Origin of the sequence: Trueperella abortisuis (assembly GCF_030811095.1) — a bacterium.
GTDB classification, from domain to species: Bacteria; Actinomycetota; Actinomycetes; order Actinomycetales; family Actinomycetaceae; genus Trueperella; species Trueperella abortisuis.
The window spans coordinates 668,830-695,161 of record NZ_JAUSQL010000001.1 but is presented as its reverse complement, the minus strand read 5'-3'; the positions used below and the strand labels follow the sequence as shown (position 1 = coordinate 695,161).

The window sequence follows — 26,332 nt, the reverse complement described above, 5'->3', positions numbered from 1 at the left end:
ACCTTGGAAACCGCTGGCCGCATCTTGTGTTGCGCCTGGGCCGGTGCCTACTCGACAGTCACCGACTTGGCCAGGTTCCTCGGCTTGTCGACGTCGAAGCCCTTCTGACGCGCCAACTCGCACGCGAAGATCTGCAACGGGATAACGCAGACCAGCGGCATCATGAGGGTCGGGGTGTCTGCGGGGACGCGGAAGACATATTCCATGTCGTCCACCGAGGAATCGCCTTCCTGGGCAATGACGATCGGGCGGGCGCCGCGCGCCTGAACCTCCTGGAGGTTGGAGATCACCTTCGCGTGGAGCACCTCACGGCGCGGGGTGGGGACGATAATGAAGACCGGCAGGCCCTCGTCCAGGAGCGCGATCGGGCCGTGCTTGAGCTCGCCGGCGGCGAAGCCCTCAGCATGAATGTAGGCCAGCTCCTTGAGTTTGAGCGCCCCCTCCAGGGCCACCGGGAAGCCAACGTGGCGGCCGAGGAAGAGAACCGAGGTCACGTCCTTGAGCTCGAGGACCAGCTTCTTAATCTCCGCCTCCTGCTCGAGAACCTTCTCCATGCGGGCCGGCATCGCGGTCAGCTGGTCGAGGTAGGAGGCCACTTCGTCGGCGAACTTGTTGCCGCGTAGCTCGGCCAGATAAAGGCCGAGCAGGTAGCAGGCCGCGATCTGTGCGGTGAATGCCTTCGTCGAGGCCACCGCAATCTCCGGGCCGGCGTGAGTGTAGAGGACGGCGTCGGACTCGCGCGCGATGGTCGAGCCATAGGTGTTGACGATCGAGAGCACGCGCGAACCCTGCTCTGCCGCGTGGCGGATCGCCATCAGAGTATCCATCGTCTCCCCCGACTGCGAGATCGCGATGACAAGGGTTTTGGAGTTGACCACCGGGTCGCGATAGCGGAACTCGTGAGCGAGCTCGACCTCCACCGGGATGCGGCACCAATGCTCGATGGCGTACTTGGCCACGTGGCCCGCGTACGCCGCCGTGCCACAGGCCACCACGATGATCTTGTCGATCGCGCGCAGCTGAGACTCCGGGATGCGCAGCTCGTCGAGGGTGAGGTGGCCGCCCTGGAGGCGACCGCGCAGGGTCTCCTCCACCGCGGACGGCTGTTCGTGGATCTCCTTCTCCATGAAGGTGGCGTAGCCGCCGGTCACGGCGGTCTCTACGTTCCAATCCACCTCGTAGGTCTCGTTCTCCACGGGCGCGCCGAGGAAGTCCGTGACCTCCACCTTGTCCGCCCACACGCTCACGATCTGGTCCTGGCCGATCGCGAGCGCCGTGCGCGTGCGGCCAACAAACGCGGCCACGTCCGAGCCGAGGAAGTTCTCGCCCTCCCCGATGCCGACGACGAGCGGGGAGTTGCGTCGGGCAGCCACCAGGCGGTCCGGCTGGGCCTGCGCCACGGCGACGATCGCGAACGAGCCGTCCAGCCGGGCGACGACCTCCCGCATGGCGGTGGTGAGGTCACCGTGTTCGGCCATGAGCGGGGCAAGAAGGTGGGCGATGATCTCCGAGTCGGTCTCGGAGGTGAAGACCTCGCCGGCGGCGATCAGTTCGGCGCGTAGCGCGCTGTGGTTCTCAATGATGCCGTTATGAACGATGGCAATGGTTCCATCGGGCGACACGTGGGGGTGGGCGTTCGCGTCGGAAGGAGCGCCATGGGTTGCCCAGCGGGTGTGGCCGATGGCGGAAACCGCCTCGGGAATCCCCCGTTCCTCAAGCTCGTGTTTGAGGTTGGCCACGCGGCCAGCCTTCTTCACCGTGGTGATGCCATCTCCCACCAGCGCTATGCCAGCCGAGTCGTAGCCACGGTATTCGAGTCGGGTCAAGCCCTCAAGGACTGCCTCGATCGGTGTACGGGAAGACCTCTCGGGTCCGATATATCCAACGATTCCACACATGTAGAAAAACATACACTGTAGAAAAGTGTCGCGAAAAGATATCGGGCGAGGAAAAGGGCGCGCGGCGTGACGGCGTCGTTGATCACCCGCGGCGTGCGAAAAGTGCCCGGCCAAGGCAGACTTGAGGAATGACTGATCTCCTCTCCCCGTACGTCTCCTTCACCCACGACGAGTGGGCGGAGCTCGCGGACAAAGCGCCGCTGCCCCTCACCCAGCATGACCTCGACCGGATCTCCTCCCTCGGCGACCCCATCGACCTGACCGAGGCGGACGCGATCTATCGGCCACTGTCCGCCCTCATGCAGACCTACGCCACCTATTCCGGCCGCCTCCTGAAGGAAACCAACGCCTTCTTTGGGCGCCAGGCCGAGCGAACGCCCTGGATTGTGGGGATTGCGGGCTCGGTCGCAGTCGGCAAGTCGACCGCGGCACGCCTCCTGCGCGAGTTGCTCTCGCGCTGGCCCTACACCCCCAACGTCGCGCTCGTGCCCACCGACGGTTTCCTCTACCCCAACTCGGTGCTCACCGAGCGGGGAATCATGGGGCGCAAGGGCTTCCCCGAGTCTTACGATCGGCGCGCGCTGCTCGACTTTCTCCAGCGCGTTAAGTCCGGCGCGGCCGAGATCGAGGTGCCCGTCTACGACCACATCGTCTACGACATCGTCGAGGGGGAGAAGATCGTGGTCAACAAGCCCGACATCCTCATCGTCGAGGGCCTGAACGTGCTCCAGCCCGCGCGCACCGACGCCAGCCAGCAGCTGGCCGTCTCCGACTATTTCGACTTCTCCATCTACCTCGACGCGGCCGAGTCCGACCTCGAGGAGTGGTACGTCTCCCGGTTCCGTTCGCTACGCTCCACGGCCTTTTCACACAAGGATTCCTACTTCCGCTCATACGCCAACCTCACCGACGAGGAGGCGAGCGCGACCGCGCACCAGATCTGGGCCTCCATCAACCTGCCCAACCTGCGCGAGAACATCGCGCCCACGCGCTCGCGCGCCACGGTCACCCTCACCAAGGGTCGCGACCACCGCATCGAGGCGATCCATCTTCGCAAGATCTAGCGCCGTCCCGGCCGCGGGCCTGGACGGCGGAGCATGCGGGTGGGCGCCCCGGAGGAATTCCCCGGGGCGCCCACGTTGAGCGGTTAGAGCGCGAGGCGCGAGGCGACGACGGCCGCGAGGTTCTCGGCCACCCGGTCGGTCTGCTCCTGCGTCTGGGCCTCCACCATGACGCGCACGAGCGGTTCCGTACCCGACGCGCGCAGCAGGACTCGGCCGGTCTGGCCCAGCTCGGCCTCCGCGGCGGCCACCTCGGAGGCGATCTCGTCCGTGCGGGTCTTGTCCACGTTGGGCACGTTGATGAGGCGCTGAGGCAGCTCATGCACCCAGCTCACCGCGTTGTGTAGCGCCTCCTGCCGGCGCGCCACCTCGGAGGCGACGAGGACCGCGGTCAGCGTGCCGTCGCCGGTGGTGGCGTGGTTGAGGCTGATGACGTGGCCCGACTGCTCGCCGCCGAGCACAAAGCCGTTGGCGAGCATGTTCTCCAGCACGTAGCGGTCTCCCACGCCCGTGATCACGTAGTCGATGCCCTTCTCATCCAGCGCGAGGCGAAGCCCCAGGTTCGACATGACGGTGATGACCAGTGTGTTACCCGCCAGCTCACCCCGATCCTTCATGGACTGCGCGAGCAGGCCCATGATCTCATCGCCGTTGACGAGCTTGCCGTTCGTGTCCACCGCAATGCAGCGGTCGGCGTCGCCGTCGAAGGCGAATCCCATGTCGGCGTCGGCGGCCTTAACCATCTGCTGAAGCCGGTAGGGGTGGGTGGAGCCGGCGTTGCGGTTGATGTTGCGCCCGTCCGGGCTGGCGTTAATGACGACGACGTCGGCGCCCAGCTCCTGGAATACCTTCGGTGCCACGCGGGAGGCCGCGCCGTTCGCGCAGTCGAGGACGATGGAAAGACCCGTCAGGTCTGCCCCCGCGGCGACGAGGTGGTCCATGTAGACGCGATCCGAGACCGCAGCCGATTCGTCGATCATGCCTACCTCGGCCCCTACCGGCCGCTCCCAGTCGGAGGACAGGGTGGCCTCGATGCGATCCTCGATCGCGTCGTCGAGCTTGAAGCCGTTGGCATTGATGAACTTGATCCCGTTGTCCGGCATCGGGTTGTGGGAGGCGGAGATCATCACGCCCAGGTCGTAGTTGCGGGCCGCGGTCAGGTAGGCGATGCCCGGGGTCGGGATCTCGCGCACGTGCTCCACATCCACGCCCGCCGAGGCCAGGCCGGCACCCACGGCGTGAGAAAGCATCGCGGAGGACTGGCGCGTGTCGCGCCCGATGATCGCCTTGGGGCGCCCCTCGGCCTCCTCGGCCAGTACGCGCGCTGCGGCCTGACCGAGCTGTAGCGCGAATTCAGGCGTGATCTCACGATTAGCAAGACCGCGCACACCGTCGGTACCAAACAAACGAGCCACGAGTTACTCCTTTACCATGGGCGTATGTGCCACTAATTATCGCACGCGCCCCGCCAGCGCCGGCGAAGGTAGCATCCTACTTTCGTGAGATAGCCTGCTTGTCCGACGAATAGGTTGGCCCCGCCCGTGCCGGGGAACCGGCGCGGGCGGGGCCAATACAAAGGGTGCGATTAACGCTTCGAGAACTGCGAGGCCTTGCGTGCCTTCTTCAGGCCGGCCTTCTTGCGCTCGACGGCGCGGGCGTCGCGGGTGAGGAAGCCGGCCTTCTTCAGAGCCGGACGGTTTGCCTCACGGTCGATCTCGTTCAGCGCGCGCGAGATTCCAAGGCGCAGCGCGCCGGCCTGGCCGCTCGTGCCGCCGCCACGGATGCGGGCGATGACGTCGAAGCGACCCTTGAGGTCAAGCAGGGTGAACGGATCGTTGACGAGCTGCTGGTGCAGCTTGTTCGGGAAGTAGTCCTCCAGCGTGCGGCCGTTGATGGTCCACTGGCCGGTGCCAGGGACGAGGCGGACGCGGGCGACTGCTTCCTTGCGGCGGCCGAGACCGGCGCCGGGCGCGGTCAGGGAGGTGCCCTGGCCGGTCTGCTCCTCGGCAGTCTCGGTAGTGTACGAGCTCAGCTCCTCGAGCTCTTCAGTTTCGGTGGTCTGTGCCACGGTTCTCCTTAAGTAAAGTGGTTACTTGGCAGCCTTGAGCTCGTAGACCTCGGGCTTCTGAGCGGAATGCGGGTGCTCAGCGCCACGGTAGATCTTGAGCTTGCTCAGCTGCTGACGTCCGAGGGTGCCCTTGGGGAGCATGCCGGCAACGGCCTTGTAGATGGCGCGCTCAGGATTCTCCTCGAGAAGCTCTGCGTACGAGGTGGCCTTCAGCCCACCCGGGAAACCGGAGTGGCGGTAAGCCATCTTCTGCGTATGCTTCATACCGGTCAGAGCGACCTTGTCAGCATTGATGACGATGACGAAGTCACCCGTGTCAACGTGCGGAGCAAAAGTCGGCTTATGCTTCCCACGGAGCAAGGGGGCAACCTGGGCTGCCAGTCGGCCAAGGACGACATCGGTGGCGTCAATGACGTACCACTTCTTCTCGATGTCACCGGGCTTCGGTGTAAAAGTGCGCACTTGCGTAGCCTTTTCTACTCATGTTTGGCTAGCGGATGGCTTTGCCGCTACGTGCCAAATGGTCAGTTTCGCCGCCGTGCCGAGACGAGTGGGAAAAGCATCAGGGCACAACGACTTTTTATTGTAATCAGCGCACAAGATTTGCGTCAAAGGTGCGCGGCGCTGTGTGGCCAGTTCCACCAACGACGCCGCCACAGAAAGCTCGAATCTGATAGCGCCCAGGCTCGGATATGGAACGAGATTCTACATGGTCATGACACCTGCCGGACGAGGGCGGACACGGTCCTCGCCGCAACCCGTTCATGGTGTCCGACCCTTGGAAGGCTTCACCTTGGGGGGACGTTCAACATATACGATGCACGTGTGAAAGCACTAGTTATTCAGTCTGATTTCGGTTTGGATGACGGCGCGGTGGCCGCGATGTACGGCGTCGCCCTCTCCTGCGATTCCACCCTGCAGATTTACAACCTCACCCACAACATCCCGCCCTACAACATCTGGGAGGGCTCCTACCGCCTGGCCCAGACCATCGACTACTGGCCCGAAGGCACAGTCTTCGTCTCGGTGGTGGATCCGGGCGTGGGTTCGCAGCGCAAGTCCGTGGTGGCGAAGACGGCCACGGGGCACTACATCGTGACCCCAGACAACGGCACCCTCACCCATGTTTCGTCGATCTTCGGCATCACCGAGGTGCGCGAGATCGACGAGACCGCGAACCGACTGCGCGGCTCGGAGGCCTCATACACCTTCCACGGCCGCGACGTCTACGCCTATACGGGTGCCCGCCTGGCGGCCGGCATCATCTCATACCCGGAGGTTGGCCCCTCCCTTGACCCGACGCAGCTGACCCTCCTTCCGGTGAGCGAGCCAGTCATCTGCGAAGACTCCATCACGGGAACCATCGACGCACTCGACGTCCGCTACGGTTCGCTGTGGACCTCAATTACGCGCACCCAGTTCCTCGGGCTCGGTTTTAACTTCGGAGACCGCGTGCGCATGCACGTCATCCACGACGATCGCGTCGTCCACGCCAACCACGTCACCTACGTCCCGTCCTTCGCCTCGGTCGAGGTCGGCGAATCCCTCGCCTACGTCAACTCGCTCGACCGCATGGCAGTGGCCATCAACCGCGGCTCCTACGCCCGTGCGTTCAACATCGGCACGGGCCCGGTGTGGCGGATCACGCTTTCCAAGCAATAAGGCATGCCGCCTCGACTACCCTCGCGGCACCAATCGAAAGAGAATACTCCCATGTCCAAGTTCACCAAGGTCTCCCCCGTCGTTCAGGTGGTGGCGATCGGCATCGGCGCCGCCCTGTTCTTCGTGCTGGGCCGCTTCGTGGCGATCCCGTCCCCGATTCCCAACACCACGATCTCGCCACAGTACGCCGTGCTCGCCGTCCTCGCCGTCTTGTACGGCCCGGTCGTCGGCGCGCTGGCCGGATTCATCGGCCACCTGCTCATCGATGCCACCTGGGGTATCTGGCTTTCGTGGGAACTCGCCACCCTCGTCTTCGGCTTGCTTATCGGTCTTTTCCTCGTGGGTAACCGCGTGCGCGAGGGCGACTTCGGGTCGAAGACCCTGCTCCGATTCAACCTCGGAGTCGTCGTGGCCCATGCCGTCGCGTGGCTGGCCGTGGCACCAATCGGTGACATCCTCATCTACTCCGAGCCCTCCTCGAAGGTTTTCACGCAGGGCGCCTTCGCCTTCGCGTCAAACTCCGTGACCACCTGCGTGCTCGGCACCCTCATCCTCGTCATCTACGCGCGTACCCGCACCGGCTCGGGTACGCTGCGCCAGGAGGCCTAGCACCTTGCCCCGACCGCTCATCGAGATCAAGAACCTGACCTTCCAATACAAGAGCCAGGCGGAGCCCACCCTGCGTGGGATCTCTCTGACGATTGAGGAGGGCGAAAAAGTCGCGATCGTCGGGCGGTCGGGGTGCGGCAAGTCCACGCTCATCAACGTGCTGAATTCCTTGGCGTTCAGCCATTTCGACGGCCGCGTGGTCGAGGGTTCGGTCTCGATCGCGGGCCTTGACCCGTCGTCGGCAAGCCTCGTGGATGTCTCACGCCACGTCGGTACGGTCCTCCAGGACTGTTCTACGCAGTTCGTGGGCCTGACCGTAGCCGAGGACATCGCCTTCTCACTCGAGAACCAGATGGTTCCCCAAGATCTCATGGGCCCGGCCGCGTTCGAGGCCGCCTCGCGCGTGGGTATCGAGGGGCATCTCGACTCCGCCCCGCAGGACCTCTCCGGCGGGCAGAAGCAGCGCGTGGCGATGGCAGGCGTGCTGGTCGACGACGTCGATATCCTCCTCTTCGACGAGCCCCTCGCCATGCTCGACCCCGCCTCCGGGCGTGCCACCATTGAGCTCATCGACCGCCTCAACGGCGAGGGAACGACCGTCATCATCATCGAGCACCGCCTGGAGGAGGTGCTCCATCGCCCAGTCGACCGCATCATCCTCATGAACGACGGCGAAATCGTGGCCGACCTCCCGCCCGACGCGATGGTCGCCTCCGGCCTGCTCGAGGCCAACGGTATCCGCCCACCCTTGCACGCCACGGCGCTACGGTACGCCGGAATCGACGTAACGCCTGAGATTCACCCCTCCAACGTCGCGCGCACCGCTCTTTCCGCCGACGCCGTCGCCCGGCTCGCGGCATTTGCGGCTAGTACCGTCGACGAGCCTCACGCCGAGACACGCCCAAATGCGATAGACGTCGCGAACGTCTGTGTCGCTTACGAGCGCGGCGGTGACCTCGCTGACGTGAGTGTGCTCGAGAACCTCTCCACGACGATTACGGAAGGCTCGATGGTTGGGATCGTCGGGTCGAATGGTGCGGGCAAGTCCACGCTGGCCCGTGCGGTCGCCGGATTCGTCAAGCCGACCGGCGGCACCATTCTTATTGGCGGGCAGGACGCGGCGCAGTGGTCGCTGGCCCAGCACGGTGAGCGCGTGGGCTTCGTTCTTCAGGAGCCGGGCCAGATGCTTTCTAGCGCGTTCATCCGCGAGGAGGTCGAGTTGGGCTTGCGCGCCCGCGGCATGTCTGAGGAGGAGATCGCCAAGCGCACCGACCACGCGCTCAAGGTGTGCGGGTTGTGGCCGTTTAGATCCTGGCCAGTCGCAGCGCTCTCGCACGGCCAGAAGAAGCGCGTGACGATCGCTATCATGCTCGCCCTCGGCCCGGAAATCCTCATCCTCGACGAGCCCACCGCCGGCCAGGATTTCCGCCATTACACGGAGTTCATGGACTTCCTCGCCGAGCTCAACGACTCTGGCACGACCGTCATCCTCATCACCCATGACATGCACCTCGCGCTCGATTACACCGAGCGCACGCTCGTCATCTCCGAGGGCAAGATCATCGCCGACGCACCACCCTCAGTGGTCCTCACCGACCCGGACGTCACCGCCCGAGCCGACCTCGTCACCACCGGGCTCTACACGCTCGCCGAGCGTTACGGCCTCGACGCCGAGGCGCTCGTGCGCAAGTTCATCGAGGTCGACCGCGACCGGCGTAGCAAAACCGCAGCGGCCGCGACCGAGGCCGAGGACGCGGCTGGGGCCGACGGCGTCGTGAACGGAGGCGCACGTGGCTAACTCGATCCTGGGCTACATTGAACGCACCAGCCCGATCCACCGCCTCACCGGCACCGCGAAGCTCCTCATCGTCATCGCGCTCATCGTGGCGGCAGCGGTGACGTTCGACGTGCGCCTGCTCGTGGCGCTGGCCGCCATCAATATCGGCATGTGGGTGGCGGCACGGCTCAAGTTGCGCGACATGCGGGTGGTCATCACCCTCATCTTCGTCTTCATGGTGCTCAACAACCTCCTCATCTACCTCTTTGCGCCCATGTACGGCACGGAGTTGTTCGGCACCACCCACATGATCGTCGACGGCCCTGGCCGATGGGATCTCACGCAGGAGCAACTCTTTTACCAGAGCCTTGTCACGCTGAAATACTTCGCGGTCCTGCCCGCGGTCCTCACCTTCGTGGGCACAACACCGCCGAGCGAGTTCGCAGCCTCGCTCAACAAGATCGGGGTCCCCTACCGCTTCGCCTATGCCGTTGCCCTCGCCCTGCGCTTTATCCCGGATATCCAACGAGAGTTCACCACCATATCCCTCGCCCAGCAGGCTCGCGGCCTCGACATTTCGCGCAAGGTTCCCCTGACCACGCGCGTACGAAACGTCTCGCGCATCCTTATTCCGCTCCTCCTCGGCACCTTCGACCACATCGAGTCCATCGCGGCCGCGATGGAGCTGCGCGGATTCGGGCGTGAGAAAAAGCGCACGTGGATCTCTGCGCGCAACATGTTGGCGGGTGACTGGGCGGTCGTGGCCCTCAGCGGCGGCGTCGTCGCCGCCGCGATCGCACTGGTTCAGATCAACGGCGGGCGTTTCTGGAATCCGTTTATGTAGCCTCCGGCCCCATCCAGATCCTGAGAAGCTTCGCCCAGATATTACGAACCGGGGCGCTGGACCGATAGTGTCAGGAAATCGGCGAACGCCGAGACCACGGGCACCGATGAGAAAGGCTCGATATGAGTGCACAGACCAAGCCAAAAAAGGGGCTGATGGATCGCTTCCTCAACTTCGTCGAATGGTCGGGAAACCGCCTTCCCGATCCCATCATCATCTTCTTCAGCCTCTGCGTGGCCGTCCTCGTCCTGTCGGCCATCGCCGGCCTCACGGGCTGGTCTGCGGTCCACCCCGGCACCGGCGAAACCCTCACGGCGGTCAACCTCCTCACGGTCGACGGCATGCGCATCGTCGTCGGCGATAGCGCGAAGACCTTCGGATCCTTCGCGCCCTTGGCCGTGGTCCTTATCGTCATGCTGGGTATCGGCGTCGCCGAGCGATCGGGATGGTTCCAGGTTGCCCTCCATCGCGCGGCCTCCTCGGCCCCGAAGGTCCTCATCATCCCGACGATCGCCTTCCTCGGGCTGCTGGGAAACATCGCCGGCGACGCCGCCCCGATCGTCCTCCCGCCGCTGTCAGCGATGATTTTCCTCGGCATGGGGTGGCACCCGCTCGCCGGCGTCGCGCTCGCCTACGCGGCCGCTACCGGCGGCTTCGCCGCCAACCTCATGCTCGGCATGTCTGACGCACTCGTGCAGGGCTTCACCCAGCCCGCCGCCGAGCTCATCGACCCGACGATCCAGACCAACGTTGCCATGAACTGGTACTTCATCGCCGCCTCCGTCGTCGTCCTGCTACCGGTCCTGTGGGTGATCACCACCAAGGTCACGATGCCGCGTCTGGGCGCCTACAACCCCGCAGAGGGCGCCGACATCGACACCGCCCCGGTGGATGTGACCGAACGGCAGCGCAAGGCCAACCGCTGGGCCTTCATCTCGATCCTCATCTTCGTCGTTGTCATCGTCGCCATCTGCATCCCGAGCAACTCCTTCATGCGAAACGCCGAGACGGGCTCCCTGACGACAGCCTCCCCGCTCATGAACGGGATCGGCCTGCTCATCGCGATCTTCTTCTTCATCCCCGGCCTGGTCTACGGCCTCATCGCCGGAACGATCAAGGAATCGCGTGACGTGACCCGCATGATGACCGAGTCGATGGCGCAGATGGCATCCTTCATCGTCATCGTCTTCTTCGCCTCCCAGATGCTCTCCTACATCACCGCCTCCCAGATGGGCGCGATCCTGGCGATCAAGGGCGCGGAGCTCCTCCAGGGCTCACACGGCGTGGTGCTGATCATTGGCATCATCGCCATTTCGGCCTTCATCAACATCTTCATCGGCTCGGCATCGGCCAAGTGGGCCATCCTCGCCCCGATCTTCGTACCGATGATGATGGTGTTGGGCTACCACCCGGCCTTCACCCAGATGATCTATCGCATCGGCGACGCCATCACGAACCCGATCACGCCGATGTTCCCCTACTTCGCCCTCGTCCTCGCGGTGGCTCAGCGCTACCAGAAGAAGCTCGGCATGGGGACCTTCATCGCCACGCTCTTGCCCTACTCTATTGCGCTCGGGATCGTGTGGACCCTGCTGATGATCGTCTGGTACCTGCTCGGCTTCCCGGTGGGCGTGGAGGGCCCGATCTACCTCAGCTAAGGTCAGATAGGAACCTATCGAGGAATAACAATGAGTGATACTGAACCATATGTGCACGACATGATCGCGTGGCGCAGGCACCTGCACGCCCACCCCGAGGCCTCCTTCGAGGAGCACGAGACCGTGAGGTATCTACGCGAGGTGCTCTCCCGGCGCGCCCCGCACGCGCAACTGTCCAACCCGACGCCGACATCGCTCATCGCGGTGTTCGACACCGGGCGCCCCGGGCCGAAGATCGGCCTGCGCACGGACATTGACGGGCTGGTCATGGACGAGGATCGCCCCGACCTCGACTTCGCCTCCAAGATCCCCCACCGCATGCACGGCTGCGGGCACGACGGGCACATGTCCGTCGTGCTCTCCGCCATGGCGTGGGTGGAGGACCACCTAGGAGAGCTTGACGGGACGATCGTGGGGATCTTCCAACACGCCGAGGAGACCCCTCCGGGCGGCGCGAAGGAGATGGTCGCCACCGGCCAGTTCAACGACTTCGACTACATTTTCGGCTTCCACCTGTGGGCCACCGTCCCCGTCGGACTCGTCGACATCAAGGACGGGCCGGCGTCGGCAAACTCGGACCTGTGGACGATGACCTTCACGGGTCAGGGCGCCCACGCCTCCACCCCGGAGTCCGCCGTCTCGCCCGTCATTGCAGCGACGACGATGGCCAACCAGCTCCTCTCCATCGCCGCCACCCGCGTCGATGGCCGCCAGCCCGCCGTCGTCACCACCACCTTCATGGAGGCCGGCACCGCCGACGCCCTCAACGTCATCCCGCCCACGGCCCGCATTGGCGGCGTCGTGCGCACGCACAAGGACGAGGTCCAGGCCCGGGTGCGCTCCGTCATGGAGGACCTGTGCGCGGGCATGGAACGGGCCAACCCTGGCCTCGCCATCGACCTTGACTACCTCGTGGGCTACCCCATGACGTGGAACGACCCGGCGCGCACGGCGATCGTGCGTGAGCTCGCCGAGTCGCATTGGCCGGGCAAGGTCATCGCGGATGAGGCCATGTTGGGCGGGGAGGACTTTGCCGAGTTCTCCCGCGTCGCGCCGGCCACGTACGTGTTCGTCGGCGCCGGAAACCCCGAGAAGGGCTTCGACGCCGGCCACCACAACCCGAGCTTCGGCTTCGACGAGGACGCCCTCGAGATCGCCCTGCAGCTGTGCATCGACGTCGTGAAGAATCGCGAACGCCTCGCCAAGGCCTAACGCCTCGCGCTCTCACCCGGCGACGCGGTGACGCGGCCCCGACTTACACCTGAGTGGTGGTTGGGGCCGCGTTCATGTCCCTCTGTTCCCACTGCGTGAGCGCGATCTGGCGCAGTACCTTGCACGTGTGATCGATGGTGTCGGACTGCCGCGAGCGTGCCGCGGAGACGCATAAGACGAGCCGGCGGGTGCCGAGGCCCGTCAGCATCCGCACCTTCACGCCGTCGGGAAGCGTACCCAGCCCGAGCTTGGGCAAGACCGCGATGCCGAGTCCGGTGGCGACCATGTGCAGCGCGACGTCGTAGTCTTCGTAGACGTACTTGCTCGACGTCGTGAACCCCCACTGTTGGGACAGCCTCGTCGTGGCGATCCCGGCGGCGGTGTCCGGGTCGACCCCGAGCCACGTTTCGCCGGCGAGCTCGCGGGGGTCGCTCGGATCGGGGTACGTGGAGGGGTAGACCATGTACCACGGTTCTTGCAGGAGCGGCGCCACATTCACCCCGCGCGGTCCGCGCGGGATCTCGGAGTCGTACTCGAGCACGGCGATATCGGCCCGGCCGCGGCGGACGGCCGCCAGCGCGGCGTCGGCGGTGGACTCACGCAGGTGAAGATCGATGCCGGGGGCCCGCTCGGCGAAGATGTCGAGGTTGGGTAGGACGAGGCCGCGGATGACGGTCTGGAACGAGGCGAGGCGAACGATTCCCGTGGGCACGCCGTCGGCCTCGAGCAACTCGCGGACGGTGCGATCGAGTTCACTTTCGATGCGTTCCGCGCCGGCGACGACGATCTTACCCGCCTCCGTCAGCACCGCCCCGGAGTGGGTGCGCACAAGAAGTTCGGACCCGCATTCCCGCTCCAGCTTGCGGATTTGCTGGCTTACGGCGGAGGGTGAAACTCGCAGGGCGTCGGCCGCCGCCTGGATGCCGCCCTCCCTCGAGACGGCCAAGAGAAAGTCAAGACGTTGTACCGAAATTGCCATGAAGTAAAACTTAATCCCAACTCCAGTTTATTTCAATTGTAATTAACTTTTTGCGGCATCAGAATGGGGCCGTGAACGAAACGATGCAGGCCCTCGCTCAGGGCATGGGATGGCTGGGAGCCGCGCTATACCTCGGTGGATACTACCTCGTATCCACCGGCAAGCTCGCGGCCGATTCACTGCGCTACCAGTTCATGTGCATCAGCTCGGGCCTGTTCATGGTCATCCTCGCCTCGGCCACCGGGGCCTGGCCCTCGGTCTTCTCCAACGCCATGTTCACCCTCATCGGCCTCTACGTGGTGCTGACCGTCAAGCGGGCCTACCTCAAGCAGCTCATCGCCACGAAGGCTCACCGCACGATGGCGGCCCACGGCGCGCACCGGGATGCGGCCGCTCTTTCCCCGACGGCCTCCGGTGCCGACGCGCGGATTAACTTCAGCTACGTCGACGAGGTGATGGCCGCCCGCTCCCTCGCCAGATAGGGACCGCGGCGGGCAAGACGTGCGATAACGGACGATCGCAACGAAAGAGCGGCGAGTAGACATACTCGCCGCTCTCTTTTCGCCCCGCGCCGTTTCCCTGACGGTTACCACCAAACCTTCGCAGCATTGGTGCCCGCCCGAACGATGGCGCGCGGCGAAGATTGCCCTTAGGCCTCGACGATGTCGAGAACCTCGTACGGATCGCGAAGCGCCGGATCGTACAGGGCGCGCTCATAGCCCTCGTTGTAGAACAACGGGCTTCCCACGATGATGTCCGCGGTAGCGCGGTTCATCGCCACGGGAATGTTGTACTGGGTGGCCAGGCGCAGCAGCGCCTTCACGTCGGGATCGTGGGGCTGAGCCGCCTCCGGATCCCAGAAGAAGAACATCGCGTCCAGGCGATTCTCGACGATGCGTGCGCCGATCTGGGCGTCTCCGCCCTTGGGGCCCGACTTCAGGATTTCGACGTCGAGGCCGGTCTCATTGCGAATCAGAGTCGCGGTGGTACCCGTACCACACAGGATGTGCTCCTTCAGCACGGGGTAATTGTACTGAGTCCACTCCAGAAGCTCTTGCTTCTTGCGATCGTGTGCGACCAATGCAATTCTCATCTGACACCTCCTAGGATGTCACTCATGCGGCAGGCTGCCGCGCTTTCCCGCCCGGGATACCCCGGGCAGAACGAAGCCCCTTGGCCTTCCGACCAAGGGGCTCCCTTGCGTGGTCAACGCTAACAGCACGGCGGCCCGAGCGGAAGTGGAAAAACTGTGAGGCTAGCCTCGGTAGCGGCGCGTCAGGCGCGCCTGCTCACCGTATCGCTCGGCGTCCGGATAGCCGATCTCCTCAAGGGTGAGGGGGTGGGGCGGGGCGACGACGACCTCGCCGTTGCGCACCGCTTCTTCCAGGCGCGCGGCCGGCCAGCCCTCGTCGCGCGCGCCGCGCCCGACCTCGATGAGGGTACCCATGAGCGTGCGCACCTGCGAGTGGCAGAACGCGTCGGCCTTGGCGCTGCCGACAATCATCCCGTCCTCGCGCGCGAAGTCTAGCTCGAGGAGGGTACGCACCGTCGAGGCCCCCTCGCGCGGCTTGCAGAAGGAGAGGAAGTCGTGCTCGCCCAGCAGGGTCTGCGCCGCCCGGTTCATCGCGTCGACGTCGAGAGCGTAATTCAGCCAGAGCACGTCGCGGCGACACGGGTTCCAGGAGGCGACCCCGTCGGCGATCCGGTAGCTGTATCGCCGCCACAGCGCGGAGAACCGGGCGTCGAAGTCGTCCGGGACCGCCCGCGCGTTCGTCACCACGACGTCGGTGTAGCCCGGCGCCCCACCGGCGCGCCGCGCCGTGATCGCGTTGACCTTCGCCACGAGCGCCTCGCCCGGGGTGCGGCTTGATCGGCCGGGCAAGGCCTCCCATGCCGCGGGCTCGACGTCGAAGTGCGCGCACTGGCCGGCGGCATGCACCCCGGCGTCGGTGCGGCCCGCCACCGTCAGCGCCACCTCCTGGCGCAGGATCATCGCCAGCGCCGACTCGAGCTCACCCTGAACCGTGCGCAGGCCAGGCTGGGCGGCCCAGCCGTGGAAGCCGGCGCCGTCGTAGGACAGATCGATGCGAATCCTCATGCCTCCAGCCTACGGGGCTGAGGCGGTCGGTCGAAATTATCGAATGTCCTTACTTTTGCGCTACCGTCTAAGTATGGACGCGTCCCCTCTTTTCACCCTCGCCGTCGACTGCGGTGGAGGCGGCATCAAGTCCTGTGTCCTCGACGCGGGTGGGTTCCAGCGCAGCGACGTCGTGCGCACCCCTGTCCCCTACCCCTTCTCCCCCGAGGATCTGCTGCAAGTCATCGAACGCCAGCTGGCCGAGCTCGGCGAGCCGCACTTCGATCGGGTGACGCTTGGCATGCCTGGCATGATCCGCCACGGCGTAGTGGTCTACACACCGCACTACATCCGCCGTGCCGGCCCCCATACTCGCATTCTTCCCAACCTCGAGCACGCTTGGACCGGCCAGGACATGCAGACCGCGCTCGAGTCACGCTTCGACGCTCCGGCGCTCGTGCTCAACGACGCCGAGGTCGCCGCCGCCGGCATCGTCTCCGGGAAGGGCCTCGAGCTCGTCCTCACCCTCGGAACCGGCTTGGGATCGGCCTTCCTCGACAACGGCGTGCTTGCCCCCCACCTCGAGATCTCCCACGCCACGGTGCGCTGGGGGCTCACCTTCGACGACATCCTCGGCGAGCACGAGCGCGTCCGCCTTGGCGATTCCGCGTGGTCGCGGCGCGTGGCCAAAGCCGTCGAGACCCTCTGGCCCGTCTTCCGTTGGGACTCCCTCTACATCGGGGGAGGCAACGCCGCCCGGGTGACCGCGTCCGTGCGCGCCCGGATGCCTCAGGCCACCTGGGTTCCCAACATGGCCGGCATGGCGGGGGGCGTGCGCGCCTGGTCGATGGTCAATAGGTAGCACCCGACCTCGTCAATCCGCACCCGACGTCGTAGGCACTGTGGGCGACCACACCGTGAACATGTTGCATACTTATTCGCTCGAGCGCATATACTCGTGATAGCGCCAGGCAGGCGCAACAACGTTCTACGGAGGAATCATGAAGCGCACGATCTCGGCCATCGCAGCCGCCACCCTTGCACTCACGCTCGCGGCCTGTTCGAACGACGACGCCACCACCGATACCACCACCGGCAGCGACAAGCTCGCTACCGACCTGTCGTCCATCACCAAGGACGAGAAGATCGCCGCCATGGTCCCCGACGCAATCGCCGCCGATGGCAAGCTCGTGGTTGGCACCAACATCTTCTTCGCCCCCGCCGAGTTCTACGCCTCCGACGGCGTCACCCCCCTCGGCTACGACATCGACATGGGCAACGCCATCGGCAAGATCCTCGGCCTCGAGGTCGAATTCCAGCAGGCCGAGTTCGCCTCCATCATCCCCGGCATGGGTTCGCGCTATGAGGTCGGCATCGCCAACTTCACCATCAACGCCGAGCGCGAAGAGGTAGTCGACATGATCGCATACCTCCAAGCGGGTTCCGCCTGGGCCGTCCCCGCGGGCAATCCGACCGGCTTCGACCAGACCAAGCCGTGCGGCAAGGTCGTCGGTGTCCAGACCGGCACCTACCAGGAGGAAGTCCTCACCGACATGAACGCCAACCAGTGCAAGGACAACCCGATCCAGATTCAGTCCCTGTCCGAGCAGTCCGCCGTCACGCTACGCGTCGCCTCCGGCCAAGTCGATGCCATGTACACCGACTCCCCCGTCGCCGACTACGCTATCTCACTCAACGAGGGCAAGATCGAACGCATTGGCGAGGTCGAAGACTCGGCTTCCTACGGCATTGTCACGACCAAGGACAACCCCGAACTCACCGCCGCCATCCAGGCCGCCCTCCAGAAGCTCATGGACGACGGCGAGCTGACCAAGATCTTCAACACCTGGGGCATCTCCGAGGGCGTGGCCGGCGAGGCCGTGCTCAACCCCGCCGCCTAACCGGGCACCGGCCGCGGCGCGAACGCCGCGGCCTACCGCTCGCCCACTAGCCCATGCCGGCCCGCCCGGCCCGCCCGAGAAAGCTCACCCATGCCACGCGAAAACATCGAAATCATCGACGCCGTCCCGGTCCGGCACTGGGGGCGCATCATCTCAGCCGTCATCGTTGGCATCTTCGCCCTGATGATTATCAACGTGCTCATCACCAACCCCAACTGGCACTGGGACGTGGTGTGGGACAACCTCTTCCGCCCCGAGGTCATCCGCGCGGTGGGGTGGACGCTCGCACTCACGGTGGGCGCCATGGTGCTCGGCATCATCCTCGCCGTGACCATGGCCGTCATGCGCCGCTCACACAACCCGGTGTTACGCTGGGTGGCGATGGCCTACATCTGGTTTTTCCGCGGCACCCCAATCTACACCCAGCTCATCTTCTGGGGCCTGATCGGCACGCTCTTCACCACTATCACGGTGGGCATCCCGTGGACGGGGATCGACTTCTTCACCATCAACCCCAACCGGCTCGTGCCCGGCGACCTCCAGCGGACCATGTTCATCTACGCCGTGCTCGGCCTAGGTCTGAACGAGGGCGCCTACCTGTCCGAGATCGTCCGCTCCGGCCTCAACTCCGTCGACGCCGGGCAGGAGGAAGCCGCCAAGGCGCTCGGCATGTCGCGCGGCCAGGTGCTCCGCCGGATCGTCTTCCCGCAAGCCATGCGCGTCATCATCCCGCCCACGGGCAACGAGACGATCTCCATGCTCAAGACCACCTCGCTCGTCTCCGCCGTCCCCTTCACCCTCGACCTGACCTACGTCACCAACGCCCTCGGCTTCGCCTCGCTTCGTCAGATCCCGTGGCTCCTCATCGCCGTCATCTGGTACCTCGCCATCACCTCAATCCTCATGGTCGGCCAGCACTACATCGAGGCCTACTACGGGCGCGGGGTCAAGGACGGCGACGTCGATCGTCTCTCCCGCCGGGCGAAGGCCAAGCAACGTCGCTCACGCCAGGCCGCAATCAACGCCGCCGGCACCACCACCGACGACCCGATGATCGAGTACACGCCCTAGACATCGCGTCCCACCCTCCACGACTTTGCGAAACGAGAAAACAATGAACAACATGGTTGAGGTCCGCGACGTCCACAAGTTCTTCGGCGACCTCCACGTCCTGAAAGGCGTCAGCTTCGACGTCCCGCGCGGCTCGGTCACCACCATCCTCGGCCCCTCCGGCTCCGGCAAGTCCACCATCCTGCGCTGCATCAACGTGCTGGAGAAGATCCAAGCCGGGTCAATCGTCGTCGACGGGCAGCTCATGGGATATCGCGAGGTGGACGGCAAGCTCCATGAGCTCACCGAGAAGCAGGTGGCGGCCCAGCGCACCCAGATCGGGATGGTCTTCCAGCGCTTCAACCTCTTTCCCCACATGACCGCGCTTGAAAACGTCATGGAGGCACCCATCCAGGTCAAGGGCATAGAGAAGGGGGCCGCCAAGAAACGCGCCGAGGAGCTTCTAGCCCAGGTCGGCCTCGCCGACCGTGCCACCCACTATCCCTCCGAACTATCCGGCGGCCAGCAGCAACGTGTCGCCATCGCCCGCGCGCTCGCCATGGATCCCGAGCTCATGCTCTTTGACGAACCCACCTCCGCGCTTGACCCCGAGCTCGTGGGCGAGGTGCTCGCCGTGATGAAGACCCTCGCAACCCAGGGCATGACAATGGTGGTGGTCACCCATGAGATCGGCTTCGCCCGCGAGGTCTCCGACCAAGTCATCCTCATGGATGAGGGTCAGATCATCGAGTCCGGCGCCCCGGCCGCGGTCTTCGACAACCCCAGCCACCCGCGCACGAAAGAGTTCCTCGCGAAGGTGCTGTAGCCTCCCGGCTCGTCAGGCGACCGGCCCACCTCGCTTTACCAACCTGGAAGGGCCTTCATAGCGCAGCCACCACGTCCGGGCCAGAACGTGACAAACTGGCATCGTCGGTCCTATCAAGGAGGTCACGTGCCAAAGCCAGTCACCATCCTGTTCGCCTGCCAAAAGAACGCCGGGCGCTCCCAAATCGCAGCCGCGCTCGCCAAGGAGATGGCCGGGCCCAACGTGCATATCCTGTCGGCCGGCACGCAGCCCGCCAGCGAGCTCCACGACGTCACGCGCCAGCTGCTCGACGAGATGGGCCTTCGGCCCGAATCTGCACCGAAGAAGCTACGCCCCGAGGACGTGCGCACATGCGACTGGGTGATCACCATGGGGTGCGGCGAGTCATGCCCGATCTTCCCCGGCACACGCTACGAGGATTGGGACATCGCCGATCCCAACGGCCAGCCCATGGAAAAGGTCCGCGAGATTCGCGACGACATCCGCGCCCACCTCATCGACCTCTTCGCACGAATCGACACGGATGGCGCCACGCAGGCCAGCTTCTAAGCGTCGACGACGTCGCCTCCGGGCTCGCCCAGTGGCTCCATGAGGCGATCGAGGCAAATGCGGCCACCCACGGCGTCGACCTCGACAACGTGGACTGGGACTGAGTAGCCCTAGATACGACGGTGCCCGGCCATCGGCCGGGCACCGCGCTGTGTAGAAGACTACTTCTTCTCAACCTCTTCGGCCGATTCCGGAGTCTCTGCCGACTCGGCCGAGTCAGCAGACTCGGCGGATTCCGGGGACTCGGCGGATTCTGCAGATTCGGCGGAATCCGCCGACCCGGGGGCCTGAGCCTCCTCAGCCTCGGCAGCCTTCTTGGCGGCCTTCTCGGCCTCCTTGACAACGGCCTGCTTGGGCGAGACCGGCTCGAGGACGAGCTCGATCATGGCCATGGGGGCGTTGTCGCCCTTGCGGTTGGGAAGCTTCGTGGTACGGGTGTAGCCACCGTTGCGGTCGGCGAACTTCGGACCGAGCTCCTCGAAGAGGACGTAGGCGATTTCGCGATCGCCCAGGATCTTCAGCGCGAGGCGACGGTTGTAGGTGTCGCCCTTCTTCGCCTTCGTGATGAGCTTCTCGATGTGCGGGCGCACGCGCTTGGCGCGAGCCTCCGTGGTCACAACGGACTCATTCATGATGAGCGACTTGCACAGGTTGGCAATAATCTTGCGCTCGTGGGACGGGCTGCCTCCGAGGCGCGGACCCTTTGCGGGCTTGGGCATATTTACTCCTCAATAACTGTGCGGGCAAGCTCTCCGAGCCTTTCCGCGCCTCCCCCCACGGCGTCGCGGCCACGGGCGAAGGAAATTCTTTCATTACGCGTCGTCGCTGAACTGCATGCCGTAGTCGTCACCGAAGCCAGACATGAAGCCCGTGGGCGAATCCTTCAGACGGAGGTCGAGCTTGGCGAGCTCATCCTTGACATCCTCAATCGACTTGGCGCCGAAGTTACGGATGTCGAGGAGGTCAGCCTCAGAGCGCATGACGAGCTCACCGATCGTGTGGATGCCCTCGCGCTGCAGGCAATTCTGCGAGCGGGCGGGCAGGTTCAGGATCGTGATCGGGCGCTGCAGATCCGAAGACTGCTGCTCGACCACCGGGGCCTCCTTCAGCTCCAGGCCCTCCACCTCTTCGTTGAGCTCCGTGCACAGCGTGAAGAGCTCCACGAGGGTCTTGCCGGCGGACGCGAAGGCGTCGCGGGGCAGGGTGGACGGCTTGGTCTCCACGTCGACAATGAGCTTGTCGAAATCGGTGCGCTGGCCCACACGCGTGGCCTCGACCTTGTAGGAAACCTTCACCACCGGCGAGTAGATCGAATCGATCGGGATGCGACCAATCTCGTAGTCCGGCGAGTTGTTCTGCGCAGCGGACACGTAACCGCGACCGCGCTCGACAGTCAGGTCAACCTCGATCTTGCCCTTCTCATTAAGGGTGGCGATCACGAGGTCCGGGTTGTGGATCTCCACGCCCGACGGGGGCGTGATATCCGAGGCCAGGACCTGACCGGGGCCCTGCTTGCGCAGGTACATAAGAACCGGCTCATCGTGCTCGGAGGTCACAACGAGCTCCTTGAGATTCAAGATGATCTCGGCCACGTCTTCCTTGCAGCCGGGAACAGTCGAGAACTCGTGCAGGACGCCGTCGATGTGAACCGAGGTGATGGCTGCGCCGGGGATCGAGGACAGCAGCGTACGACGCAGGGAGTTACCCAGCGTGTAGCCGAAGCCGGGCTCGAGCGGGTCGAGCGTGAAACGCGAACGTGTGTCGGAAAGCTTCTCTTCTGTCAGCGTGGGTCGCTGTTCAATGATCACTGGTGATGTCCTTTCAACGGGTGCCCGCTATATGACACCCTGATTTACAGATGTGGGTTCATCCCCTGCAGGGCGACGACGCCCTGCGGTGCGTGGCCCCAAGGGGCCTGCGATCACACGCGACGACGCTTGGGCGGACGGCAGCCGTTGTGCGCCTGCGGGGTCACATCGGAAATCGAGGTGACCTCCAGGCCCGAAGCGGTCAGCGAACGAATCGCCGTCTCGCGGCCGGAACCCGGACCCTTAACGAAGACGTCAACCTTCTTCAGGCCCATGTCCATCGCACGACGCGCGGCGTTCTCAGCGGCGAGCTGAGCTGCGTACGGCGTGGACTTACGCGAACCCTTGAAGCCGACCATGCCCGCCGACGCCGTGGCGAGGACCTCGCCCTTGGTGTCCGTGATCGAGACGATCGTGTTATTGAAGGTGGACTTGATGTGCGCCTGTCCGTTCAGGACGTTCTTACGCGTAGCCCGACGCGGGCGACGCTGAGTCTTAGGTGGCATTATTTAAACTCCTCTACCCTACTTCTTCTTGCCTGCAACGGTCCGCTTCGGCCCCTTACGGGTGCGCGCGTTCGTCTTCGTACGCTGACCATGCACGGGCAGGCCACGACGGTGCCGGATACCCTGGTAGCAACCAATCTCAACCTTGCGGCGAATGTCGGCCTGGATCTCGCGGCGCAGATCGCCCTCGACCTTGTAGTGCTCGTCGATGTGGTTCTTGAGCTTGACCAGATCCTCCTCGGTCAGATCCTTCACGCGAATATCCGGGTTAACACCGGTAGCCGCGAGGGTCTCCTGGGAACGGGTCCGGCCGATGCCGAAAATATACGTAAGCGCAATCTCGACGCGCTTTTCGCGCGGGAGATCAACGCCGGAAAGACGTGCCATGTTGTGGCTCCCTATTGTCTTCATCCGAAGGTGTGGAGCATTACCATCCCTGCCGGGCCTCAGCCTTCGGAACTGAGGGTTGTGCGTGCGCACTGGTAATGCAATTGCTTGCGGGCTACCCCGCGATCCGTGACTTAGCCTTGGCGCTGCTTGTGCCGCGGGTTATCGCAGATAACCATGACGCGACCGTGGCGACGAATCACCTTGCAGTTGTCGCAGATCTTCTTAACACTAGGCTTGACCTTCATTCGGGTTCTTCCTGTTGCCGAAGTGGCGGTAGAGTGCGGTTTACTTGTAGCGATAAACGATCCGGCCACGATTGAGATCGTAGGGCGTGAGCTCTACGACGACGCGGTCTTCCGGAAGGATCCTGATGTAGTGCTGGCGCATCTTGCCGGAGATATGCGCGAGCACCATGTGCCCGTTCTCCAACTCGACGCGAAACATCGCGTTGGGCAAAGCCTCAGTGACCGTGCCCTCTACCTCGATGACGCCTTCTTTTTTCGCCATGTTCCCCGCTTAACTGAAATTGCTGTCGCCGGAATACTCCGACGGGTACCGACGTGGCACCAACGCTCAATAATACGGGATGGGCAGTGCGACGGGAAGAGCGATCTTGGTGTATCGCGTCACGCCGCCTCGAGCGGAACGGGCGTCACGCCGAAAGGAGCGAGCCCCTCGACTCCCCCGTCCGGGGCGGTCAGCACCCAGATGCCGCTCTTGTGCTTGGCCACCATGTGCTCCCAGTGGCATGCGTCCGAGCCGTCCTTGGTGCGAACCGTCCATTCGTCGTCGTCGACGCTCGTGGCCTGATCACCCGCCGCAAGCATCGGCTCGATGCACAACACCATGCCCCTCTTAAGCTTCGGGCTACGCCCGGTCGTGCGATAGTTGAGCACATCCGGATCCTGGTGCATCGAGGTTCCGATCCCGTGGCCGACGTAGTCAAGGAGGATATCCGGCGCGTTACCTTCCCCCACACTGGTGACGTAGTCGTCGATAGCGTTGCCGATGTCCGACACGCGTTTACCGGTCGCCATCGCGGCGATGCCGGCCCACATCGAACCTCGCGTAATGTCATTGAGACGCTCCCGCGCCGCGCGCACCTGCTGGTCACCACCCGGCAACACGACCGAGATGGCGGCGTCGCCGTGCCAACCATCCAGCACCGCCCCGCAATCCATGGACACGAGGTCTCCCGGCTGCAACTGAAGGGGTCCGGGAATACCGTGGACGACGACGTCGTTGACCGACGTGCAGATCTGGCCGGGGTAGTCGTAGTACCCGTAGAAGTTTGAGGTGGCGTCGTGAGCCTTGAGCACCTCGAGAGCGATCGCGTCGAGATCCGCGGTGGTCATGCCCGCCCGCACGTTATCGCGCAACGCCGCATGGATAGCCGCCACCACGAGCCCGGCCTTACGCATGGCCAGAATCTGGGCGTCAGACTTGTACTCGATCACGCGGGCGAACCCAAAAATGCCTGGCAACCAGCGATGAGACGTTCGCGCACCTCGTCGATCGTGCCGCGCCCATCGATCGGCACCACGATTCCGCGCTTGCGGTAGACATCCAGCAACGGCTGGGTCTTCTCGTGGTAAACCTCGATGCGGTGCCGGATGACCTCTTCCGTGTCATCCTGGCGGCCCTCGACCTCGGCACGCCTCAAGAGGCGGTCGACGATCGCCTCATCGGGAAAGTCCAGCTCGATGACGGCGTCGAGGGGCGCCTGGCGCTCCTCCAGCATACGGTCGAGCGCCTCAACCTGTGCCAAGGTCCGCGGGTAGCCGTCGAGGAGGAAGCCGTTCTTGGCGCCCGTCGCATCCAGGCGGCTGGCGACGAGCCGGTCGGTCAGCTCGTCAGGAACGAGGTTGCCGGCATTGATATAAGAGGCGATCAGCTCGCCCAGCTCGGAACCCGACGCGATGGCCTCACGAAACGCCTGGCCTGTCGAGATCCACGGAATATCGAGGCGCTGCGAGACGCCGGCTGCCTGCGTGCCCTTGCCGGCCCCCGGAGGGCCGACAATGACGAGACGGTAATTCATCGGAGGAATCCTTCGTAGTGACGCTGCTGGAGTTGAGCGTCGATATCCTTGACGGTCTGGAGGCCGACGCCCACCAGAATAATAATCGACGTTCCGCCGAAGGATAGGGAATTAATACCCATGGAGTTGAAGACGATCTGCGGGATCAACGCGACAATCGCGAGGTAGAGGGCGCCGACCCAGTTGATGCGGTTGATGACGTAGCGCAGGTAGTCTGCTGTCGGCTGTCCCGCCCGGATACCCGGTACGAAGCCTCCGTAGCGCTTCATGTTGTCCGCGATCTCTTCAGGGTTGAAGGTGATCGAGGTGTAGAAGAACGCGAAGAAGATGATCAGTAGCGCGTACAGCACGAGGTACCAACCGGTACCGCGGGAGAAGTTCTCCCCGATCCAGCGCACCCACCCGGAGTTCCTATCGCCGAACTGGGCGATCATCTGCGGCAGACCGAGGATCGAGGACGCGAAGATCACCGGGATCACGTTTGCCATGTTGATCTTCAGCGGGATGTAGGTCGAGGTACCGCCGTAGGTACGACGACCGACCACGCGCTTGGCGTACTGGACCGGGATGCGGCGCTGAGACTGCTCCACGAACACAACCACGAGGGTGATCGCAAGGAACATCACGAGCACGATGAGGAGCCTGGTGATGCCGCCGTCCGAGCGGTAAACGTTGGACAGCATGGTCGGGAACGACGCCGCGATACCCGTGAAGATGAGCAGCGACATGCCATTGCCCACGCCGCGTTCGGTGATGAGCTCGCCCAGCCACATGACCAGGCCCGTACCCGCAGTCACCGCAAGGATCGTCAGCAGATACTTGCCTGGGGAGGCGTTCGGGATCGGATCGACCGTGCACAGCTGGAAAATCGAGGAGTTAGCTACCGAGACGACCACCGAAGCCTGGAGGACGGCCAGGAAGATCGTGAGGTATCGGGTGTACTCGGTCAGCTTCGCCTGCCCCGTCTGCCCCTCCTTGTGGAGCTCCTCGAAGCGCGGGATCACCACGCGCATGAGCTGCACGATAATGGACGCCGTAATGTAGGGCATGATGCCCAAGGCGAAGACGGACAGCTGCAGGAAGCCACCGCCCGAGAACATGTTCATCATCGTCAGCAGATCCGCCGTGCCCTGCTCCGCCAGACACTGCTTGACGTTAGCGTACGACACGAACGGCGCAGGCATGTAGGTACCGAGGCGGTAGATCGCCATGATAAACATCGTAAAGAGAAGCTTGCGCCTCAGATCCGGTGTACGGAATGCCGATACCAGTGCTTTGAACAAAACTATCCTCCAAATGCCAGCCCGAGGGCCGTCGCGTGGTACCCGAAACATCGGGTTCGTCGGGTCTGCACGGGCAGACCTTGGCGGTGCCTAGACGGACACCGTTTCACTATACCTACTCGGTCCCTGATTA

The 26,332-nt window shown here is 64.3% G+C and carries 29 protein-coding genes; 13 read left to right on the top strand and 16 right to left on the bottom strand.

Annotated features, from left to right (window positions below; all coding sequences use genetic code 11):
- Window positions 1-47 precede the first annotated feature (47 nt).
- Entirely contained in the window at window positions 48-1,898 is a 1,851-nt protein-coding gene (gene glmS, locus J2S45_RS03055) for a glutamine--fructose-6-phosphate transaminase (isomerizing) (RefSeq protein ID WP_307634501.1), read from the bottom strand.
- A 128-nt stretch (window positions 1,899-2,026) separates the two neighbouring features.
- On the opposite strand from glmS, the gene coaA reads away from it, so the two are divergent.
- Entirely contained in the window at window positions 2,027-2,962 is a 936-nt protein-coding gene (gene coaA, locus J2S45_RS03050; protein WP_270974839.1) for a type I pantothenate kinase, read from the top strand.
- Between the two features lie 83 nt (window positions 2,963-3,045).
- On the opposite strand, the gene glmM is transcribed toward coaA, so the two are convergent.
- The 3 genes from glmM to rplM form a co-directional block, all read right to left on the bottom strand.
- Window positions 3,046-4,374: a phosphoglucosamine mutase gene (glmM, locus tag J2S45_RS03045; protein ID WP_307634500.1), complete on the bottom strand. Its 1,329-nt coding sequence runs from the start codon at window positions 4,372-4,374 to the stop codon at window positions 3,046-3,048.
- 170 nt (window positions 4,375-4,544) lie between these two features.
- Window positions 4,545-5,027, bottom strand: coding sequence for a 30S ribosomal protein S9 (gene rpsI, locus J2S45_RS03040; protein WP_307634499.1), 483 nt, complete (start codon window positions 5,025-5,027; stop codon window positions 4,545-4,547).
- Window positions 5,028-5,048: 21 nt separating this feature from the next.
- Window positions 5,049-5,489 (bottom strand): 50S ribosomal protein L13, encoded by a 441-nt coding sequence (rplM, locus tag J2S45_RS03035; protein WP_270974841.1) that lies wholly within the window; start codon window positions 5,487-5,489, stop codon window positions 5,049-5,051.
- Window positions 5,490-5,852: 363 nt separating this feature from the next.
- Between rplM and J2S45_RS03030 the strand changes: the two genes are divergently transcribed.
- The 6 genes from J2S45_RS03030 (at window position 5,853) to J2S45_RS03005 (ending at window position 12,789) form a co-directional block, all read left to right on the top strand.
- Window positions 5,853-6,689 (top strand): SAM hydrolase/SAM-dependent halogenase family protein, encoded by an 837-nt coding sequence (locus J2S45_RS03030; RefSeq protein WP_300047564.1) that lies wholly within the window; start codon window positions 5,853-5,855, stop codon window positions 6,687-6,689.
- A 51-nt stretch (window positions 6,690-6,740) separates the two neighbouring features.
- On the top strand, window positions 6,741-7,298 hold the full coding sequence (locus J2S45_RS03025) for an ECF-type riboflavin transporter substrate-binding protein (protein WP_307634498.1): 558 nt from the start codon (window positions 6,741-6,743) through the stop codon (window positions 7,296-7,298).
- A 4-nt stretch (window positions 7,299-7,302) separates the two neighbouring features.
- Complete coding sequence (locus tag J2S45_RS03020; RefSeq protein WP_307634497.1) at window positions 7,303-9,096, top strand: ABC transporter ATP-binding protein; 1,794 nt, start codon at window positions 7,303-7,305, stop codon at window positions 9,094-9,096.
- Window positions 9,089-9,919, top strand: a complete 831-nt coding sequence (locus J2S45_RS03015) for an energy-coupling factor transporter transmembrane component T family protein (RefSeq protein ID WP_307634496.1) — start codon at window positions 9,089-9,091, stop codon at window positions 9,917-9,919. The genes J2S45_RS03020 and J2S45_RS03015 overlap by 8 nt, the downstream gene beginning before the upstream one ends.
- Before the next feature lie 122 nt (window positions 9,920-10,041).
- A complete protein-coding gene (locus J2S45_RS03010) occupies window positions 10,042-11,577 on the top strand; it encodes an AbgT family transporter (RefSeq protein ID WP_307634495.1) in 1,536 nt (511 codons plus the stop codon).
- A 30-nt stretch (window positions 11,578-11,607) separates the two neighbouring features.
- Complete coding sequence (locus J2S45_RS03005; RefSeq protein ID WP_307634494.1) at window positions 11,608-12,789, top strand: M20 metallopeptidase family protein; 1,182 nt, start codon at window positions 11,608-11,610, stop codon at window positions 12,787-12,789.
- A gap of 43 nt (window positions 12,790-12,832) precedes the next feature.
- Here the strand turns inward: J2S45_RS03005 and J2S45_RS03000 are convergent, their stop codons facing one another.
- Window positions 12,833-13,768 (bottom strand): LysR family transcriptional regulator, encoded by a 936-nt coding sequence (locus J2S45_RS03000; RefSeq protein ID WP_270974849.1) that lies wholly within the window; start codon window positions 13,766-13,768, stop codon window positions 12,833-12,835.
- A 71-nt stretch (window positions 13,769-13,839) separates the two neighbouring features.
- On the opposite strand from J2S45_RS03000, the gene J2S45_RS02995 reads away from it, so the two are divergent.
- A complete protein-coding gene (locus J2S45_RS02995) occupies window positions 13,840-14,250 on the top strand; it encodes a CBU_0592 family membrane protein (protein ID WP_307634493.1) in 411 nt (136 codons plus the stop codon).
- A 167-nt stretch (window positions 14,251-14,417) separates the two neighbouring features.
- On the opposite strand, the gene J2S45_RS02990 is transcribed toward J2S45_RS02995, so the two are convergent.
- Together J2S45_RS02990 and truA are read right to left on the bottom strand one after the other, a co-directional pair.
- Window positions 14,418-14,861, bottom strand: coding sequence for a methylglyoxal synthase (locus J2S45_RS02990; RefSeq protein WP_270974851.1), 444 nt, complete (start codon window positions 14,859-14,861; stop codon window positions 14,418-14,420).
- Window positions 14,862-15,023: 162 nt separating this feature from the next.
- Window positions 15,024-15,866, bottom strand: a complete 843-nt coding sequence (truA, locus tag J2S45_RS02985; protein ID WP_307634492.1) for a tRNA pseudouridine(38-40) synthase TruA — start codon at window positions 15,864-15,866, stop codon at window positions 15,024-15,026.
- 73 nt (window positions 15,867-15,939) lie between these two features.
- Between truA and J2S45_RS02980 the strand changes: the two genes are divergently transcribed.
- From J2S45_RS02980 to J2S45_RS02960, 5 genes are all read left to right on the top strand, one after another.
- Window positions 15,940-16,707 (top strand): ROK family protein, encoded by a 768-nt coding sequence (locus J2S45_RS02980; RefSeq protein WP_307634491.1) that lies wholly within the window; start codon window positions 15,940-15,942, stop codon window positions 16,705-16,707.
- A gap of 139 nt (window positions 16,708-16,846) precedes the next feature.
- Window positions 16,847-17,746: an ABC transporter substrate-binding protein gene (locus J2S45_RS02975; protein ID WP_270974855.1), complete on the top strand. Its 900-nt coding sequence runs from the start codon at window positions 16,847-16,849 to the stop codon at window positions 17,744-17,746.
- 90 nt (window positions 17,747-17,836) lie between these two features.
- Window positions 17,837-18,817, top strand: coding sequence for an amino acid ABC transporter permease (locus J2S45_RS02970; RefSeq protein WP_270974856.1), 981 nt, complete (start codon window positions 17,837-17,839; stop codon window positions 18,815-18,817).
- A 43-nt stretch (window positions 18,818-18,860) separates the two neighbouring features.
- Window positions 18,861-19,622: an amino acid ABC transporter ATP-binding protein gene (locus tag J2S45_RS02965; protein WP_270974857.1), complete on the top strand. Its 762-nt coding sequence runs from the start codon at window positions 18,861-18,863 to the stop codon at window positions 19,620-19,622.
- 126 nt (window positions 19,623-19,748) lie between these two features.
- The gene (locus J2S45_RS02960) at window positions 19,749-20,171 is read left to right on the top strand and encodes an arsenate-mycothiol transferase ArsC (RefSeq protein ID WP_307634490.1); all 423 of its coding nucleotides are present in this window, start codon (window positions 19,749-19,751) and stop codon (window positions 20,169-20,171) included.
- 161 nt (window positions 20,172-20,332) lie between these two features.
- On the opposite strand, the gene rplQ is transcribed toward J2S45_RS02960, so the two are convergent.
- From rplQ to secY, 9 genes are all read right to left on the bottom strand, one after another.
- Window positions 20,333-20,890, bottom strand: a complete 558-nt coding sequence (gene rplQ / locus J2S45_RS02955; protein WP_307634489.1) for a 50S ribosomal protein L17 — start codon at window positions 20,888-20,890, stop codon at window positions 20,333-20,335.
- A gap of 93 nt (window positions 20,891-20,983) precedes the next feature.
- Window positions 20,984-21,979 carry a DNA-directed RNA polymerase subunit alpha gene (locus tag J2S45_RS02950; RefSeq protein ID WP_296932259.1) on the bottom strand — a complete coding sequence of 332 codons (996 nt, stop codon included), beginning with the start codon at window positions 21,977-21,979 and terminating at the stop codon, window positions 20,984-20,986.
- A 113-nt stretch (window positions 21,980-22,092) separates the two neighbouring features.
- Window positions 22,093-22,485 (bottom strand): 30S ribosomal protein S11, encoded by a 393-nt coding sequence (gene rpsK, locus J2S45_RS02945; RefSeq protein WP_270974863.1) that lies wholly within the window; start codon window positions 22,483-22,485, stop codon window positions 22,093-22,095.
- An 18-nt stretch (window positions 22,486-22,503) separates the two neighbouring features.
- Window positions 22,504-22,872: a 30S ribosomal protein S13 gene (gene rpsM / locus J2S45_RS02940; RefSeq protein WP_062613561.1), complete on the bottom strand. Its 369-nt coding sequence runs from the start codon at window positions 22,870-22,872 to the stop codon at window positions 22,504-22,506.
- Window positions 22,873-23,006: 134 nt separating this feature from the next.
- Entirely contained in the window at window positions 23,007-23,120 is a 114-nt protein-coding gene (gene rpmJ / locus J2S45_RS02935; RefSeq protein ID WP_009748913.1) for a 50S ribosomal protein L36, read from the bottom strand.
- Between the two features lie 40 nt (window positions 23,121-23,160).
- A complete protein-coding gene (gene infA, locus J2S45_RS02930) occupies window positions 23,161-23,382 on the bottom strand; it encodes a translation initiation factor IF-1 (RefSeq protein ID WP_296932267.1) in 222 nt (73 codons plus the stop codon).
- Between the two features lie 119 nt (window positions 23,383-23,501).
- A complete protein-coding gene (gene map / locus J2S45_RS02925; RefSeq protein ID WP_407702454.1) occupies window positions 23,502-24,359 on the bottom strand; it encodes a type I methionyl aminopeptidase in 858 nt (285 codons plus the stop codon).
- The gene (locus J2S45_RS02920; protein WP_270974866.1) at window positions 24,329-24,916 is read right to left on the bottom strand and encodes an adenylate kinase; all 588 of its coding nucleotides are present in this window, start codon (window positions 24,914-24,916) and stop codon (window positions 24,329-24,331) included. Before J2S45_RS02920 ends, map begins: the two co-directional genes overlap by 31 nt.
- Window positions 24,913-26,199: a preprotein translocase subunit SecY gene (gene secY, locus J2S45_RS02915; RefSeq protein ID WP_296932273.1), complete on the bottom strand. Its 1,287-nt coding sequence runs from the start codon at window positions 26,197-26,199 to the stop codon at window positions 24,913-24,915. Before secY ends, J2S45_RS02920 begins: the two co-directional genes overlap by 4 nt.
- Window positions 26,200-26,332 lie beyond the last annotated feature (133 nt).